This window comes from Nonomuraea sp. NPDC049695 (assembly GCF_040674955.1).
Classification (GTDB): domain Bacteria; phylum Actinomycetota; class Actinomycetes; order Streptosporangiales; family Streptosporangiaceae; genus Nonomuraea; species Nonomuraea helvata.
This window is the reverse complement of record NZ_JBFANV010000025.1, coordinates 1-17,221: the sequence shown is the minus strand read 5'-3', so window position 1 is coordinate 17,221 and position 17,221 is coordinate 1. Positions and strand designations below refer to the sequence as shown.

Below are 17,221 nucleotides of genomic sequence, written 5' to 3'. Positions count from 1 at the left end.
TCGCATGACGGAACCGACGAAGTTCGACTTCTGCCCGTGGCTGTTCTGGGACCACGCGACCGACGAGGACCGTCTCGCCCAGGAGCGCCACTTGGAGGCGCTGCGGGCCAGGACCGCCGTCGATGTGGCGGGCAAGGTGTTCGTCTCACCGCTGGCGGCCGTGTACGCCGACAGCCTGCGCATGGGCGACCACTGCTACATCGCCGCCCACGCGTACGTCACCCACGACATCGTCATGGGCGACGACTGCACGATCAACCCGTACGCCGTGGTGCGGGGTGACGTCGTGCTGGGGAACGCGGTGCGGGTGGGCGCGCACACGTCCCTGCTCGGCTTCAACCACGGGACCGCGCCGGACCGACCGGTCTTCCGCCAGGCGACCACGTCGAAGGGCATCCGGATCGGCGACGACGTGTGGATCGGCTCGAACGTGGTCGTGCTCGACGGGGTGACGATCGGCGACCACGCCATCGTCGGCGCGGGCGCGGTCGTCACCAAGGACGTGCCCGCCTGGGCCATGGTCGCGGGCAACCCGGCCCGCCGCATCCGCGACCGCCGCACCCCGCGCTCCGCGCCGAGCGCCGGTCAGGACCTGGAACGGCTGCTCGCCGACTTCGCCACCCGCGCCAGGGACCAGGCGGAGGCGGTGCTCGGTCGCTGCTGGACGGGGGAGCGGTACGTGGACCGCCCGGACGCCCCGCCGACCGTCCGCGCCTGGTGCGACGCGGTCGAGATCGCCGACCTGCTCCTCGACGGGCCGCCTCCGACTCCGGCACGGGAGGAGATCGTCGCGTTCCTGCGCGACCGCCAGGACCCGGCCACAGGCCTGATCCCGGAGATCGGCGCCAGCGACTCATCGAAGGGCTCGCTGGAGCTTGACGGAGCCGCCGCCTACCACGTGCTCTGCGTCGGCTACGCCCTCGACCTGCTCGGCACCCGCTTCCACCACCCGGTCCACGCCGTCGCGAACCTCGGCTCGCAGGACCTGATCGCCACCCTCGACTCCCTCGACTGGAGCCGCAACGCCTGGACGGCGGGCTCGTGGGTGGACACGTTCGGAACGGGCCTGCACCGCAACCTCGCCGACTTCGGCGTACGGGGCGAGCTCGAGACCCTGTACGGGTGGCTGCTGACCCGCTGCAGCCAGGCCCACGGGATGTGGGGCGAGCCGGATCCCGACGCGGGCTGGCTGCAGGTGGTCAACGGCTACTACCGGCTGACGCGGGGGACGTTCGCGCAGTTCGGCCTGCCGTTGCCGTACCCCGAGCGGGCCGTCGACACCGTGCTCGCCCAGGCCGCCGACCCGCGCTACTTCGGCCCGGACACCGGCAACGCCTGCAACGTGCTCGACGTCATCCACCCGCTGTGGACGCTGGGCAGGCAGACCCGGCACCGGCGCGAGGAGGGGGAGGCGTGGGCGCGGCAGCACCTCGTACGGGCGGTGGGCGGCTGGCACGACGGCGCGGGCTTCAGCTTCGCCCTGAGCCGGGGGAGCGGCACGACTCGCACGCCGGGGCTGCAGGGCACGGAGATGTGGCTGGCCATCGTCTGGCTGCTGGCCGACTACCTCGGCGTCTCGGACGCCCTCGGCTACCGACCGCGGGGCATCCACCGCCCCGAGCCGGCCGTCCAAGCGGTCTTCGGCTGATTCGACGCTGTATGGACACATCGACCAGGGCAGAAAATGTCGAAGTAGACTTAGACAGATTCTGTTGCAGTCGACCGCGCTCCGGCGCTTCACCGAGGCCATCGCTGCCCACGCCGGTCTGCGGCCCGGGACCCTGCGGCTGACGGACTGGCGCGAGGTCCTCACCAATGCGCTGGACGTCGCTGCCCGGCAGGCCGCCATCCCGCTGGTGGTCATCGACGAACTGCCGTACCTGCTGCAGCACTCCCCCGAAGTGCCCGGCCTCATCCAGCAACTCTACGATGAGCACCAGCGTGGCGGCCGGGGCATAGGCGCCCGGCTCATCCTGTGCGGATCAGCCATGAGCGTCATGCATGAGCTTCTCTCCGGCACCAAACCGCTGCGCGGCCGGGCCGTGATCGACCTGCGGCTGAGTGCCTTCGACTACCGCACCAGCCGCAGGTTCTGGGATATCGAGGACCCCTTCACCGCGCTACGCGTGCACGCCGTGCTCGGCGGGGCTCCTGGCTACCAGCCCATCGCCTCCCGCCCCTCGCCCGGCGAGGACTTCGACCGCTGGCTCACTCACACTCTCCTCGACCCGGGACGCGCGGTCTACTCATGCACCGAGACCGAATGCCTCCTCCGTGAGGACCCCCGGATTACCCAGCACACCCTCTACTACGACATCCTCACCGCCATCGCGCAGGGAGCCTCCACTCCCTCCAAAGTCGGCTCCGCACTCGGCAGACAGCGCAACGCCGTCACCCACCCTCTGGACGTCCTGGAGTCCACCGGCTACGTCCAGCGTGAGCAGGACATCCTCCGTCCCCGCCACCCTGTCATCACCCTCACCGACCCGGTCATCCGCTTCAACCAGCTCATCACGCTCCCCCAAGTGGCCGCAGTCGAGCAGGGCTTCGCCGAACAGGCATGGCAGGCCGCCGCTCCCACCTTCAACTCCAAGATCCTCGGCCCGCACTTCGAAGACCTCGCTCGCGCCTGGACCCGCCAGCACGCCCATGCTGTTCTCCCCTCCGGCCTGCCCGGCCCGATCGGCACCACCGAGGTCGCCGACCCGGCGGCCCGCACCAAACACGAGGTTGACGTGATCGCCCTCGCCCTGGGCGAACGCCCTCAGGCCCCCCGCGCCCGCATTGCCCTGATCGGCGAGGCCAAAGCTACCGCCGCCCGCCGCGGCACCGGCGACCTCCACCGGCTGGAACACATCCGCGGCCTCCTCGCCGATCAGGGCTACCACACCGCCGACACCACCCTCGCGCTCTACTCCCTGCACGGCTTCCACCCCGACCTGCTCCAGTTCGCCGCCCGCCGCTCCGATCTCCTCCTCGTCGACCTCCCCGCCCTCTACGGCAGGGGCCCATCGGGAGGCTGACCAGGATCACGGTTTCCCGATCCCCGTCACCGCCGAGCGAACCGCGGCGGCCATCGCGTGGTGGCCCGCGGTGCTCGGGTGCAGGTGGTCGCCGGAGTCGTATTCGAGGCGGAGCCGGCCGGGCTCGGCGGGGTCGCGGAGGGCGGCGTCGAAGTCGGCCAGCCCGTCGAACGCGCCGCCCCGCCGGATGAACGCGTTCACGGACTTACGGGCCCGTTCGCCGGCGTCGGTGAAGTACTCGGCCCCGGCGAACGGCGCCAGCGTGCCGCCGATCACGCGCACCCCCGTGGCGTGCGCTTGCTCGATCATTCGGCGGTACGCGGCAATGAGCGCGTTCGCGCGTGCGCCCGCGCCGAGGTCGTTGATCCCGGCCAACAGGATCACAGTGTCGACTCCCGGCTTGGTCAGCACCTCGGCGATCAGGCGCTCCTCGGCGGGGCGGCCGGTGCCATGGGTCAGGACGCGTCCGCCGGACACGCCCTCGTTGGCGATCGCGTACCGTCCGCACTCGGCGAGGAGGTCCGCCCAGCCGCGCCCGGCCTCGGCCCCGACACCCACGGTGAACGAGTCCCCGAGCACCGCGACGACGGACACCTGGGCGGGCGCGGAGACGATCAGCGCGTCCAGCCAATGCCACATCGCCGCCGCCTCCGTATACGCGGCTCCGGTCTCGTCGGCGGCGTGGTCGCCGGGCCGTGATCGGTAGGCGGGGGTCGTGGCGCGGTTGCGGCCCGTGGGTGTCGCACATCTGCCCAGGAGATGGACGCTTATGGCGAGACGCGCCAGCGGCGGCACCCGGCCCGGCAGCGGGTCGCTGAGCCTCGTCGCGCCTGGTGCCAGCGTCACGTCGGGACATCCGCCGAACGTGACCATCCGGTTCGATCCGGGCTCCAGCGCCGCGCCCGGCCCCGGCACGCCCACGTACACGTGCCCGAACGTCACCGGCCGGTCCCCGAAGGCGTTCGTCAGCCGGACACGTAAATCCGTCCCGGCGACGGTGGTCCGGACGATGTTGCGGACGGTCACGTCGCACAACGAGCCGCCCACCCGTTCGGAGGCCGCCGCCCACGTGGTCACCAGACGGCTCATCGCTCCCACGCCGCTGTGCACTCGTAGCGGCCCGACGGCAGGTCGTGCGGCTTTGACGGGTCGCCGGAGGGCGCCTCAGGAAGAGGCCGGCTCACCAGGCCCACTCCTTCGCCGGGCGGGTCAGCGTGTAGTCGCGCCGGGGCGCGGTCGGATGGACCTTGCGCCCGCTGTACATCGGCCGGGCGGTCCCCTCGGGACTGATGCCGATCACGTCGTCGCCCCGCCACCGCACGCGGTACTCCCGTCCCGCCGCCACCTCGGTGGAGGTCGTCTCCGGCACAGGGAAGGTGACCGTGATCCGCTCGCCACGCCGTGGCGCGGGGATCGACAGGTAGCCGTCCGGCGCCCACGCCCCTGCCTGCGTCCCGTCGAAGCCGCCGCCGCCCGCATCGCCTGGCCCGCCCCCGTCGCGGGTCACGCGGACCTTGGCGTACCCGGCCCAGTCCGGCACCCGCACCCGCAGCTCGGGCAGGTCCTCGTGGACGTCCAGGTCGACCCGGCCCTCGTGGGGAAGGTGGCTGAGCACGGTGACCTGCCGGGTGGCCCGGGTGAGCAGCAGGTTGACCCGGACGGCGCGGGGGCCGGCGGTGACGATGGAGTTCCACCCCCAGAACAGGCCGCGCACGCCCGAGCCGACGCAGCACGCCTGCACGTCGGCCGTGTGCCCCCGGCCCAGCTCCACGTCGCAGACGAAGTCGTTGGGGGCGCCGTACCCGGCGAAGGCGCCGCGTACCCGCTCGCCCACCCGGACGTGGGTCGTCCAGCCGGGCTCGTCGCCCGAGGTGTCGGGCGCGGACTCGACCCAGCTCAGGTCGAGCAGCTGCGACTCCACGAGGTGGTTGCGCAGGAACCGTTCGACGACGCCCCAGTACGCGGTGTGCCCGGACCCCGCCAGCGTGGTGCCGGCGCCGATCAGGTCCACCAGGGAGCAGCTCTCGTGCTCGTACCGCTGGTCCGCGAGGTCGCCGGGCGTCCAGCCGAACGCGGTGGCCTGGCCGAGCGCCCAGTCGTAGGCGCGGCGGACGTACGCGGTGAGCTCGTGGTCGCCGGCGTGGCGGGCGTAGCGGGCGAGCCCCTCCAGGGTGCCGAGTCGGGTGTGGAAGTGGCCGCTGCGGTACGCGCGGGCGGGGTTGAAGCTCCCGTCCTCGCCGAACACCCCGCTCTTGTGCACGATCAGCCGCGCGAACCACCCGCACAGCTCCAGCGCGTCCTCGTTGCCGGTGGCCTGGTGGTACCGGAGCAGCGGCATGATCAGCCGCCCGCTGAACGAGGCCGGGTCGGGGGCCAGGTGGAGTGCGACGGCGTTCGGGGAGGGCCAGCCGTCCGGGGTGTACTCGGAGGCGGGGTAGAACCACACGTCCCGCTCCTTGACCGCGATCCGCTTGAGCGCGGCCACGTGCCGGTCCACCACCTTCCGCGCTTCGGGGTCGCCGTCGGACACGTACCACGTGGTGAGTGACAGGAGCACGGCGCGCTGGTCGATGAGGTTGGCGTTCGCGGGCCAGCCCACCTCGGGCCGCGCGAGCCGGTAGCTCAGCCCGTCCTCGCCGAAGAAGCCGATCAGCCGCCGCCTGAACCCCTCCTCGACCTCCCGCCACGTGTCCTTGCCCGTCATGTGCCTGGCGAGGAGACAGGCGTCGAGGAGCCGTCCGTGGCTGGAGCCGTAGTCCCAGTCGCCGTGGCGCAGCGTCGCGGGGCGGGCCAGCAGGTCGGCGCTGAAGTACGGAATGCCGTCCATGTCCGGGTCGGGCAGTCCGGCCACCGCGTTCATCGCCAGCTCGGCCCGTTCTTCGAGCAGCACCGTGTCGGGGATCTCGGGCATGGGCATCCCTTCGCGTCAACAGAGACTCGGCTCTCCCATGCCCACCCATGAGCATAAATATTCGTATCTTGTTAGATATGGAAAGCTGAAGCAGGATGGCGATATGAGCGATGATCGGATGTCTTCGGTCGTACGGCCTCGTCCCGACGCCGCGGTGACCCTCCGGCCCGTGGCGGGCGGGCGTGTCGGAGGTGGCTTCTGGGGCGCGCGGCAGCGCGTGAACCGCGAGGTGACGATCCCGCTGGGCGGCGAGCGGGTACGCGAGTCCGGCGCGTTCGACAACCTCCGGCTGACCGGGCGGCACCGGGGCAAGGTGTTCGCGGACTCCGATGTCTACAAGTGGCTGGAGGCGCTGGCCTGGGAGCGCGGCAGGGCCGAGGACGACGACCTGGCCGCGTCGTACAAGGAGGCCGCCGAGCTCGTCGCGGCCGCGCAGTGCCCGGACGGCTACCTGCACACCCACACCCAGCTCACCGGCCGCGAACGCTACTCCGACCTGGCCTCCAGCCACGAGCTCTACTGCGCGGGCCACCTCATGCAGGCCGCCGTCGCGGGCAGCCGCGCGGTCGGCGACCGCACGCTGCTTCAGGTCGCCACCCGGTTCGCCGACCACCTGGTCGCGACGCTGCCCGAGAACGCGCTCGACGGCCACCCCGAGGTCGAGACGGCCCTGGTGGAGCTGCACAGGGAGACCGGCACCCGCTCGTACCTGGACCTCGCCGCCCGGTTCGTCGCCACCCGCGGCCACGCGCTCCTCCCGCTCAAGGGCCACCACGGGCCGGGCATCCGCCAGGACCGGGTGCCGGTGCGCGAGGCGGCCACCGTCGAGGGACACGCGGTGCGCGCCATGTACCTGGCCGCGGGGGCGGCCGACGTGGCCGTCGAGACCTCCGACCTCGGACTGCTGGACGCCCTGGAACGGCAGTGGCGGGACATGGTGGCGACCAAGACGTACCTGACCGGCGGCCTCGGCTCCGTCTGGTACGGCGAGCAGTTCGGCGGCCCCCACGACCTGGCCCCCGAGACCGCGTACTGCGAGACCTGCGCGGCCGTCGGCAGCATCCAGTGGTCGTGGCGCATGCTGCTGGCCACCGGCAGGGCCGCCTTCGCGGACCTCATCGAGCGCACGCTCCACAACGCCGTCCTGCCCGGCCTCTCCCTCGGCGGCGACCGCTTCTTCTACGTCAACGCGCTGCGCGTGCGCGCGGGCGCGAACCCCGACGACTTCCGCGCGCCCGCCCGCGGCCGCCAGGACTGGTACGGCACCGCCTGCTGCCCGCCCAATGTGATGCGCCTGCTCTCCTCACTCGACCACTACCTGGCCACCCGGGACGGCGACGGCGTCCAGCTCCACCTGTACGCCCCCGGCACCGTGCGGGCGGGCGACGTGGTGCTGGAGGTGGAGACCGACTACCCGTGGAGCGGCCGGGTGGAGATCGTCGTACGGGAGACCCCCGACCGGCCGTGGACCTTCTCGGCCCGCATCCCCGCCTGGGCCGACGCGGCGGAAGTGTCCATGGCGGGCATGGACGACCGGCCCGCCGAGCCGGGCTCCTACCACCGCCTCCGGCGCACCTGGCGGCCGGGCGACCGGATCGCCCTGGACCTCGGCGTACGGCCCCGCCTCACCGCGGCCGTGCCCCGGCTCGACGTGGCCCGCGGGCAGGTCGCCGTCGAGCGCGGCCCCCTCGTCTACTGCCTGGAGCAGGCCGACCACCCCGGCGTCATCGTGGACGACCTGTGCGTGGCCGGGGCGGACCTGCGCGACGGGACGGCGGTGGCCGGGCTGCCCGCCGATGTGGTGCCGGTCATCGCGCGCGGCCGGGCCCACGTGCACCGGGAGGAGGACGGCGGCTTCCCCTACCGCACCGCCGCCGGCCCCCGTGAACCGGAGCACGGGGGCCCGGTCGATCTCACGTTCGTGCCCTACTACGCGTGGGCCAACCGCGGAGTGGGCCCGATGACGGTCTGGGCACCCATGCATCGCTGACATATGATCTCCGGGCCTGATCCCCCCCACGCATGGAGGCCCCCGCTCCGTGAGGACGCTGCTGGTCGAACGCATCCGCCTGTTACAGTTGTCGTTCCAAGATCGGAAAGCCGTCGCCGGCCTGGTGCTCGTGCACGCCGGAGGGGCGCTGGCGCCGGCCGCCACCGCCCTGTCCACCGGATGGCTGGTGGCCGCGCTCATCGGCTCCGCGAGCGGCCGGGAGCCCGCCACCGCGATCGTGTGGCCGCTCGTCACGATGGCGGCCCTACTGGCGGTCACCGAGGTGCTCGAGGCGCTCGGCGGCGCGCTGGAGCAGTTCGTGGCCGGGCGTGTGGACGCCCGCGTGATGCGGAAGGTCCGCCGGCTCGCGCTCGGGCCCGCCGACATGGCGCATCTGGAGGATCCGGCGTTCGCCGACGACGCCTCCCGCGCCTCCGACCCGGGCGGCGGCCGGGTCCGCTCCCCGGGCACGGCCGCCGTCGGCCAGCTCCGGCTGGTGTTCAGGATGCTGGCCGCAGTGGGCTCCGCGACCGTGGTGGCGGTGGGTTTCTCGCCGCTGCTGGCCGTCTTCCTGCTGGCCACGGCCCTGACCCAGCGTGCGCTCATCCGCCGCTGGTGGATCGGCCTGGCGGCGGTGGCGGACGCCCGTGAGGACCTTCGCCGCCGGGGCGAGCACTGGTCGGACGTCGCCTCGACCGCTCCGGCCGCCAAGGAGATCCGCCTGTTCGGACTGCAGGAGTGGGTGGTACGCCGCCGGAACCGGGAGGTGCTGGCCTGGGCACGGACCATCTGGGCGTACCGGCGCGACATCCTGCGGCAGCAGTGGCTGACGGCCGTGCTGGCGGCGGTGTCGGCCGGGGCCGCCCTGCTCTTCCCCGGCCTGGCCGCCGTGCACGGCACGCTCTCCCCGTCCGACCTGGTGACCGTGCTGGTGTCCGCGTTCGGACTCCTGTCCATCAGCTCCATGGGCTACGAGGCGTTCGACATCGAGTTCGGACTCGGCGCCGTCCGCGCGCTCGACCGCCTGAGCACGCACCACGCGCCGCCCGCCGAGGCCGGGAGCGCGCCGCGCGGAACGTCCGTGCCGGCCGAGATCCGCCTGGAGGACCTGGTCTTCCGCTACCCCGGCACGGACCGCGACGTCGTCGCCGGGGTGAACCTGGCCGTCCACCCCGGCGAGGTGCTGGCCCTGGTGGGGCAGAACGGCGCCGGCAAGACCACGCTGATCAAACTGCTCGCCGGCCTGTTCCCGCCCACCTCGGGGCGGGTGCTGGTGGACGGCGGCACCCTCGGCCTCGGCGACCTGCCGGAGTGGCGCCGCCGCGTGGCCGTGGTGTTCCAGGACTTCAACCGCTACCCGCTCTCCGCCGCCGACAACATCGCGATGGCCGCGCCGGAACACCGTTCCGACCTCGACGGGATCCGCGCCGCGGCCCGCCGCGCCGGCATCGGCGCAGAGATCGAGGCGCTGCCGGGCGGCTACGACACCCCTCTCGCGCGCGACCGCTCCGACGGCACCGACCTGTCCGGCGGCCAGTGGCAGCGCGTCGCCATCGCCAGGGCCATCTTCGCCGTCGAGCACGGCCGCGACGTGCTCATCCTGGACGAGCCGACGGCGCACCTGGACGTCGAGGCCGAGGCGAGCTTCTACCGGCAGGTCGTCGCGGCGGTGCCGGGCGCCACGGTGCTGCTGATCTCGCACCGGCTCTCCACCGTGCGCAACGCCGACCGGATCGTGCTGCTGGAGGGCGGCCAGGTGTCCGAGCAGGGCAGCCACGCGACCCTGCTGGCGGAGGAGGGCGCCTACGCCCGGCTCTTCCGCCTGCAGGCCGCCCGTTTCACCGACACGGGAGCGACGAGCCGATGACCGAGAACCTCCGGCTGGTCCGCCACATGTTCGCCCTCGCCTGGCGGACCGACAGGGCCGCCTTCGCGGTGATCACCGTCCTGTCCGTCGCCCAGGCCGCCGCGACCGCCCTCACCGCCCTCGGCCAGCGCTGGGCCGTGGACGCCGCGGGCGAGCACGCCGTCGGTGCGCTCGTCGTGGCCGTCGTGGTCGGCACCCTGGCCTACACCGTCCTGGCCGCCGGCAACCGTACGCGCTACAACTACCAGGACGACCTGATCAACCGGGTCGACATCGAGATCAGCGGCGAGATCCTCGACGCCACCGCCGCCATCCCCACGCTCGAGCACCTCGAACGCACCGACTACCTCGACCGGCTGAGCCTGCTGCGCCGCAGCACGCGCGCCCTGGCCGGCTCCTGCTGGGCGCTGTCCGACACGGCCATGGCGGTGGTGAGCGCCGGGCTGTCGCTGTGGCTGCTCGCCTCGGTGCACCCGGCGCTGTCCGCGCTGGCCGTGCTGGCGCTCCCACCGCTGTGGGCCGCCGGGCGCGCCCGGCGGCGGCTGGCCGACGCGCGCGTCGCCACCGCCGAGCAGTCCCGCCTGGAGCAGCGCCTGCACCGGATGTGCATCGAGCCGGAGACCGGCAAGGAGATCTACGTCTCGGGCGCCGGTCCCGTCCTGGACGCCGCGGCCGATGCCGCCCGCCACCGTGTGATCGACGCCGTGCTCAGGGCCCGCATCGGCGCGATCGGCTGGGAGCTGGCCGGCTGGCTCTGCTACGCCGCCGGGTTCGTCGCCGCGCTGGTGCTGATGACCAGGATGGTCGGCCGCGGCGAGGCCACGCTCGGCGACCTCATGATGGTCATCAGCCTCGGCACCCAGCTCCGCTTCCAGGTGTACGGCACCGTGCAGGGCTTCTCCCAGATCGCCGACGCCGGGCACTCCACCCGCCACTACCTCTGGCTGCTCGACTACGCGCGCCGCCAGCGGCCCACCGGCACCCGGCCCGCCCCGGACGAGCTCCGGGACGGCATCGAGCTCCACGGCGTCGGCTTCACCTACCCGGGCTCGGCGGAGCCGGTGCTGTCCGGCGTGGACCTGACACTGCGCGCCGGCTCCACGGTCGCCCTGGTGGGCAGCAACGGCGCGGGCAAGACCACCCTGGTCAAGCTGCTCAGCGGCATGTACGCGCCCACGGAAGGCCACATCACGGCCGACCGCGTCCCGCTTCCCGAGCTCGACCTGCCGGCGTGGCGGCTGCGGTTGACCGGCGTCTTCCAGGACTTCGTGAAGTTCCAGCTCCCGCTGCGGGAGGCGGTCGGCGTCGGCTGGCTGCCGTCGGTCGAGGACCCCGCCGCGGTGGCGCAGGCCCTGGACAGGGCCGGCGCCACGCCGATCGCCGAGCGGCTCCCCGACGGGATCGACACCCAGCTCGGCCGGCTCTACGCGGGCGCCGAGCTGTCGCACGGCCAGTGGCAGCGGCTGGCACTGGCCCGCGCGCTGATGCGGCCGCACCCGCTGCTGCTGGTGCTGGACGAGCCCACCGCCGCACTCGACCCGCAGGCCGAGCACGAGCTGTACGAGCACTTCCTGCGCCACGCGGCCACCGGGCGCGGCCGGATCACGCTGCTGGTCTCGCACCGGTTCTCCACCGTCCGCAGCGCCGACCACATCGTCGTCCTGGAGGAGGGCCGGGTCACGGAGCAGGGCTCCCACGAGGAGCTGATGACGCTCGCCGGCCGGTACGCCACGCTCTACAGCGCGCAGGCCGAGGCCTACTCGTGAGGCTCGACCATGACGCCCGTGACCGAGAGGCCCTCGACGTCGCACGCCACGTCCGCCCGCTGCACCCCGGTGAACGAGCTGTCCCTGATGGTGATCTGCCGTAGCGGCTGCTCCGGATAGCCCCGCAGCAGGTACGCGCTGCGCGTCCGGTCGCTGCGCAGCCCGCTCACGTGGATGTCGCGGACGAGCGGCGCCTCGTCGCCGTTGTGCCCGTCGCCGTGGTAGAGGTCGATCGAGACGGCCTCCTTGGTCAGCCCGTCGATCTCGATGTCCTTGACGTAGACGTTCTCCACGAAGCCGCCGCGCACCGAGTTCGTCTTGATGTAGAGGCCGAAGTACAGCCCGTCGCCGCCCCAGCGGCAGCGGCGGACGAACACGTTGCGGATGCCGCCGGTCGTGTCGGTGCCGATCGCGACGGACCCGTACCGGTAGCGCATGTCGCAGTCCTCGATCAGCACGTCCTCGCACGGCACCCCCACCCGCCGCCCGTCCGGACCGCGCCCCGCCTTGATGGCGACGCAGTCGTCACCGACGTCGAACACGCAGCCCGAGATCACCACCGACCGGCACGACTCGGGGTCGCAGCCGTCGTTGTTGGGGCCGCGCGAGTGGATCGTCACGTTGCGGACCAGGACGTTCTCGCACCGGACCGGGTGGATCTCCCACATGGGGGAGCGGACGATCCGCACGCCCTCGACGAGCACGTTGCGGCACAGGTACGGCTGGATCAGGTTGGGCCGCAGGTAGTGGCCCGCCCCGAACACGCGCTCCTCGACCGGCACGCCCTCGGCGGCCATCCGCTGCAACGCGGCCCAGTCCTCGGCCTCGTGCGGCGTGCCCGGCCGCCAGCCGAACTCCGGCGTGCCCACCCACGGCCACCAGTGCTCGGGCCCCGCACCGCCGTCCAGCGTCCCGGCGCCCGTGATCGCGATGTTCTCCTGGCCGTAGGCGTAGATGAAGGGGGAGTAGTTGTAGCACTCGATGGCCGAGAAGCGGGTGTAGACGGCCGGGAGATAGTCGGCGGGGTCGGTGCTGAACAGGATCGTCGCGCCCGCCTCGACGTGCAGGTCCACGTTGCTGAGCAGGTGGACGGCGCCGGTGGGGTACGTCCCCGGGGGCACCCGCACGTGGCCGCCGCCCGCTTCGTGGCATGCCCGGACGGCGGCGCGGAACGCCTGCGTTCCCGAGCCGAACTCGGTGACGTCGAACCAGCGGTCGGGGAACTCCGGTGGCCGCACCCGGTCCCGGAGCTCGTCCGCGTACCGCCAGGCCTCTTCCTCCGTCATGTCGCCTTCCTCATGCGCAGCGCGTGGTAGAGGGGCAGGGCGATCACCCAGGACGGGTTCCACGTGTTCGCCTCGCCCTTGCGCTGCCAGTTGGTCTGGAAGAACCCTTCGCCCTGCTCACCGGGCGTCTCGAAGCCCCAGTCGCCGGGCTCCTGGCAGATGCCCTGGCCCATGGCGTGCAGGATCGTGTCGGCCCTGGCCGCGTACCAGGGCCTGCCGGTCGCCAGGCCGAACTCCATCAGCTCGGAGGTCGGGAAGAACACGTCGAGGTGGTGGTTCTGCACGCTGACCGCCGGCCAGCCGCACGCCTTGAAGCCGCGCCGCTCGAACGTGCTGCCCGCGTCGAACTCCGGCGACCATACGTAGACGAACGTCAGCAGCCAGTCGGCCGCCGCCTCCGCCCACTCCGCGTACCTCTCACGGCCGGTCAGCCGGTACAGGTCGAAGGCGGCCTGGAAGTAGTACATCCCGGCCTCCTTGTCCTCGCCGGAGGCGTCCAGCGTGGCGTGCGCGAACGGCCGCTCGAACGTGGCCGCGTGCAGCCGGTGGTAGTGGCCGAGCATCTCCTCGGCCCGCAGCAGCCACACCCGCTCGCCGCTGAGGCGGTACGCCCCCAGCATGGCCTGCACGCACGCGGCGCCAGCGGCGGAGACCAGGCGCGTGACCGGCGTGCCCGCCGGTGTCCAGCCGAGCGGGACGACGCCCTCGGGCAGCCTCGAGTGCCAGAAGAGCGCGGCGGCGTCCGCCACCGCCTCCTCCCACGCCGGCGGCACCTCCAGCCCCGCCTCCCGGAACTGGAGCGCCAGCTCGGCCAGGTCGGCGATCGTCTCGCCGTGGGCGCGGCTGGAGACGAACTCGGGCCAATTCTCCGGGCCGTCCTTGCGGAACATCTCCCACCTGCCGTCGTCGAGCAGGTAGCGGCCGGAGCGCAGGCCGCGCACCGGCGTCGTGCTGCCCTCGACGTAGAAGTCAGCGGCGCGGCGGGCCCGCTCGACCCGCTCGGGCTCGCCGCGGTCGAGGCCCAGCAGGGCGTCGCAGCGGGCCAGCTTCATGCACTGTCCGGTCCAGCCGTACAGGTACGAGCGGGGCCTTCCGTGGCGGGTGCCCTCGTAGGCGAGGTAGCCGTGGCCCGCCCAGCGCGCGTCCATGGCGCCGGTCTTGAGCCGGACGATGTCCTCGCGCTCCAGCGGACGCGCGCCCCGGTCCTCCTGGTAGAGCTTCGTGTGCACGAGCTTCCTGAAGCCGAGCCCGCGTGGCTCGACCGGGCCCCAGTCGACGGTGTGCCGGGTGACGATCGTCTCGCCGGGCGTGAGGTCCCGGTAGCCGATCGGCAGGTCCGCCACCTCGGCCTTGCTGACGTAGCAGACGTCCGGCGCGCCGTCGAACGCGATCACCCCGGTCATCGCCGCCACCGTGAGACCCGGCGACCGCATGACGCCCAACGATCCGTAGCGCACCGTGCCGTCGGCGGCGCGGGCGGGCTCCGGGTGGGCGAACAGGCTGATGTACCGGTCGTCCCAGGCGGCGTTGACGGCGGGAACGGGCAGGCGGTGCTCCTCGCACACGTACCCGAGGTGGGGGACCCGGCGGTCCGGGTCGGAGGAGGGATTGTCGTTGTAGAGGACGCCGGGCATGGTGACGTACGGGTCCTGCGTGGAGAGCGGCAGCAGCAGCCCGGCCGCCACGTCGGTGACCTCGTGGGCGGAGTCGTTGCGCCAGGTGGTGGTGAGGGCGAGCAGCCCGCCGGCGGTGAAGGCCAGCACGAGGCGCGCGCCCAGCGGCCCGCACCGCGCCGTCACCACCACCTGGGCGTCCCGTACCTCGAAGGAGCCGGGCTCGGCGGGCTCGATGCGCCACGGGCGGCCGGTGGAGGCCGTGAGCATCCCGTGGAGCGGCGCCCGGAGGTGCGGGGCGCCCGCGTCGCGGTGACGCAGCCACACCTCCGGACCGTCCGCGCCCGCCACCACCTCGACGACCTTCCCGCCCGGCTCCGCGACGGCGGCGAGTACCCCCGTCACGGGAGCCGCCGCAGCCGGATGGCCTGCCCCACCGTGACGGGCAGCGGGACGGTCACCGTCCCGCCCTCCCGCACACCCAGCGGGGTGACGGTCATCTCCCACGTGTCGATCACCTCGACCTCGTACCGCCCGGCGGGCACCTCGTACTCCCGCTGCGGGAACCGGTGATCCCCGCAGAACTCGAGGGAGAACTCGCCGGGAAGCTCCAGCATCGGCGCGTCGCGGTCCACGTAGCGTGCCTCCGGCGGCGTCTCCCGGAGCACCCGGCGCAGCAGCGCCAGCCGGGGCACCGCCGCCCCGGTCAGCGTGCCGCCGTCCTGCGACCAGGTCAGCCCGTCGTCGTCCAGGTACGACTCCCCGTGCGTCACGTACCGCCGCCGCATCGCCCCGTCCCAGGCCTGGGCCACGACCTCCTGCGGGGTCAGGCTCAGCCACGGATCGTGCGCGTCCCCCTCGTACCCGCACATGTCCATGAGCACCGGCTTGTGATGGTCGCGCGTCCGCACCCACGCGTCCCGCGGGCTGGGCGCGCGCACGCTCCCATGGGTGAAGGCCCGCCGCCACAGCAGCGGCGACCCCGCCTCGACGGTGATCGACAGCGGATGGTGGCCGGGGTCCTCCTCCGCCACCAGCTCGGCCAGGCGCACCCAGTCGTGCTCCGACAGGAACGGGAAGGCGCCGGGGTCGGCGGCCAGCGACCACCACACGTTCGCGTGGGGAGCCAGCCGCGGGACCACCTCCTCCAGGTAACGGACCGCCGCGCCCAGGTCGGCGATGCCGTCGCCGGGATGCAGCAGCACCAGCTCCGCGTCCACGCCGATCGCCGCCAGCTCCGCAAGCCGCTCCTCGAGCTCGTCGAGCGTGCACCTGGTCGCGAACGCCGCCATCCGCACCCGGTCGAACGGCGAGGACTCCAGCGTGGCGAGCGTCTGCGCGCGCCGCTTGTCACCGTGGAGGTGCCAGCCGAGCGCGGTGGTCGCCATCGACGTCATGATCACACCCTTGTCATTCGCAGCGCCAGGTACGGCCGCCGCGGCAGCGCGACGCGGACCCGGTCCCGATGCACCCCGTCCACGGGGGTGATCGTCATGTTCCACGTGTCGATCAGCTCCACCTCGTGCTCCCCGTCCGGCAGCTCGACCGTGACCTCGGCGGACTGGCGCCGCCCGAGGTAGCGCAGGACGACGCCGTCGCGGCGGGCCTCCATGACCTCGCGCAGGAAGGCGATCCTGGGCGGGCTCTCGCCGTGCAGCCCGCCGCCGTTGCCGATCCACGCCCGCTCCTGGAAACCGGTCAGCGCCTCGCCGTGCCCGACGTAGCCGCCGCGCACCATGCCCTCCCAGAACCGGTCCACCAGCTCGGCGCCGGTGATGTTGCCCCAGCGCTTGCCCACGTTCCCCTCGTACGAGATCTCGTCGATCACCACCGGCTTGGGGCACTCCCGCAGCCACGCGTCGGTCAGGGTGGCGTCCCAGTGCTGGACGCTCTGGTGCGTCACCCACGGCTTGGTGAAGTCGTACAGCGGCGCCACCTCGTACATCCGGGTCCCGTTGTGGATCGAGCGCAGGTGCTCATACGGGTCCAGCCGCAGGATCGTCCGCAGGATGTCGTCCCAGTCGTGCACGGTCTTGGCCTGGTTGAAGTCGTACTCGTTGGCGGCCGACCACCACACGTTGCGGTAGGCCGCCAGCCGGGCGATGACGTGGCGCAGGTAGGCGTGGTCGGTCTCCCGGCCCATGTCCTCCACGCCGCGCAGGCCGCCGTCGTACGGGTGGAAGAGGATCACGTCGGCCTCGACCCCGATGTCCCGCAGGTCCCGGATCCTGGCCTCCAGATGGCGGAAGAACACCGGGTTGAAGCGGGTCTTGTCCAGGCCGTCCGGGTCGTCGCCGGCGAACGGCACCTCCGGCGGCGTCATCTGCCCGGTCGGCAGCACGCACATGCGGACCTTGTTGAACGGCGAGGCCGCGAGCGTGCGCAGCGTCTCGCGCTCGCGCTCCTCGTCCATGTCGTGCGTCCAGTGGTAGCAGGTCGTCCCGAACGGCAGGTACGGCGTGCCGTCGGCGTACTCGAAGTCGATGCCGGAGGCCCGCACCGGGCCGTGGTTGCCCTCGGAGGCAGGCGACACCTCGAAGGCGCCCGCGTGCCCGTCCAGCTCGGTCACATTGCTTACGGTCGTGTAGCTCCACGGACCCACCGCGTCCGGCATGAACCGGACGCGGTAGACGCCGTCGCCGTCGTAGAAGCCCTCGGCCTCCACGATGCGGTTGCGGTACCGGTACCGGGCCGACAGGCGGACCTCCGCGAAGGGGTTGCCGCCCGCCGGACCGGCCAGCTCGAGCTCGTGGACGCCCCAGCGT

Annotated in this window: 11 protein-coding genes; 5 read left to right on the top strand and 6 right to left on the bottom strand. The window is 72.8% G+C overall.

Annotated features, from left to right (window positions below):
• The first annotated feature begins 4 nt into the window (after window positions 1-4).
• Window positions 5-1,648 (top strand): acyltransferase, encoded by a 1,644-nt coding sequence (locus tag AB0J64_RS22385; RefSeq protein WP_364029641.1) that lies wholly within the window; start codon window positions 5-7, stop codon window positions 1,646-1,648.
• Between the two features lie 64 nt (window positions 1,649-1,712).
• Window positions 1,713-3,023: an ATP-binding protein gene (locus AB0J64_RS22380; protein WP_364029638.1), complete on the top strand. Its 1,311-nt coding sequence runs from the start codon at window positions 1,713-1,715 to the stop codon at window positions 3,021-3,023.
• Window positions 3,024-3,029: 6 nt separating this feature from the next.
• On the opposite strand, the gene AB0J64_RS22375 is transcribed toward AB0J64_RS22380, so the two are convergent.
• Complete coding sequence (locus AB0J64_RS22375) at window positions 3,030-4,112, bottom strand: GDSL-type esterase/lipase family protein (RefSeq protein ID WP_364029635.1); 1,083 nt, start codon at window positions 4,110-4,112, stop codon at window positions 3,030-3,032.
• 91 nt (window positions 4,113-4,203) lie between these two features.
• A complete protein-coding gene (locus tag AB0J64_RS22370; RefSeq protein ID WP_364029632.1) occupies window positions 4,204-5,934 on the bottom strand; it encodes a hypothetical protein in 1,731 nt (576 codons plus the stop codon).
• A 103-nt stretch (window positions 5,935-6,037) separates the two neighbouring features.
• Here AB0J64_RS22370 and AB0J64_RS22365 point away from each other — a divergent pair, with 103 nt between their 5' ends.
• The 3 genes from AB0J64_RS22365 to AB0J64_RS22355 are packed head-to-tail and all read left to right on the top strand — an operon-like array spanning window position 6,038 to window position 11,557.
• A complete protein-coding gene (locus AB0J64_RS22365) occupies window positions 6,038-7,924 on the top strand; it encodes a beta-L-arabinofuranosidase domain-containing protein (protein WP_364029629.1) in 1,887 nt (628 codons plus the stop codon).
• 49 nt (window positions 7,925-7,973) lie between these two features.
• The gene (locus AB0J64_RS22360; RefSeq protein ID WP_364029626.1) at window positions 7,974-9,791 is read left to right on the top strand and encodes an ABC transporter ATP-binding protein; all 1,818 of its coding nucleotides are present in this window, start codon (window positions 7,974-7,976) and stop codon (window positions 9,789-9,791) included.
• Entirely contained in the window at window positions 9,788-11,557 is a 1,770-nt protein-coding gene (locus AB0J64_RS22355; protein WP_364029623.1) for an ABC transporter ATP-binding protein, read from the top strand. Before AB0J64_RS22360 ends, AB0J64_RS22355 begins: the two co-directional genes overlap by 4 nt.
• Here AB0J64_RS22355 and AB0J64_RS22350 read toward each other — a convergent pair.
• The 4 genes from AB0J64_RS22350 to AB0J64_RS22335 form a co-directional block, all read right to left on the bottom strand.
• Window positions 11,548-12,843, bottom strand: a complete 1,296-nt coding sequence (locus AB0J64_RS22350; protein WP_364029620.1) for a glycoside hydrolase family 28 protein — start codon at window positions 12,841-12,843, stop codon at window positions 11,548-11,550. The genes AB0J64_RS22355 and AB0J64_RS22350 overlap by 10 nt on opposite strands.
• Window positions 12,840-14,861, bottom strand: coding sequence for a hypothetical protein (locus AB0J64_RS22345; protein ID WP_364029617.1), 2,022 nt, complete (start codon window positions 14,859-14,861; stop codon window positions 12,840-12,842). The genes AB0J64_RS22350 and AB0J64_RS22345 overlap by 4 nt, the downstream gene beginning before the upstream one ends.
• Window positions 14,858-15,853 (bottom strand): DUF5605 domain-containing protein, encoded by a 996-nt coding sequence (locus AB0J64_RS22340; RefSeq protein ID WP_364029614.1) that lies wholly within the window; start codon window positions 15,851-15,853, stop codon window positions 14,858-14,860. Before AB0J64_RS22340 ends, AB0J64_RS22345 begins: the two co-directional genes overlap by 4 nt.
• A gap of 2 nt (window positions 15,854-15,855) precedes the next feature.
• Window positions 15,856-17,221 (bottom strand): DUF5060 domain-containing protein (locus AB0J64_RS22335; protein ID WP_364029611.1); only part of this gene is annotated, 1,366 nt, incomplete at its 5' end.

Bases quoted from the DNA above. Each gene is read 5' to 3' on its own strand.
- AB0J64_RS22375 (WP_364029635.1), bottom strand. From the start codon at position 4,112: ATGAGCCGTCTGGTGACCACGTGGGCGGCGGCCTCCGAACGGGTGGGC.
- AB0J64_RS22340 (WP_364029614.1), bottom strand. From the start codon at position 15,853: ATGACGTCGATGGCGACCACCGCGCTCGGCTGGCACCTCCACGGTGAC.
- AB0J64_RS22350 (WP_364029620.1), bottom strand. From the start codon at position 12,843: ATGACGGAGGAAGAGGCCTGGCGGTACGCGGACGAGCTCCGGGACCGG.
- AB0J64_RS22370 (WP_364029632.1), bottom strand. From the start codon at position 5,934: ATGCCCGAGATCCCCGACACGGTGCTGCTCGAAGAACGGGCCGAGCTG.
- AB0J64_RS22365 (WP_364029629.1), top strand. From the start codon at position 6,038: ATGAGCGATGATCGGATGTCTTCGGTCGTACGGCCTCGTCCCGACGCC.
- AB0J64_RS22355 (WP_364029623.1), top strand. From the start codon at position 9,788: ATGACCGAGAACCTCCGGCTGGTCCGCCACATGTTCGCCCTCGCCTGG.
- AB0J64_RS22385 (WP_364029641.1), top strand. From the start codon at position 5: ATGACGGAACCGACGAAGTTCGACTTCTGCCCGTGGCTGTTCTGGGAC.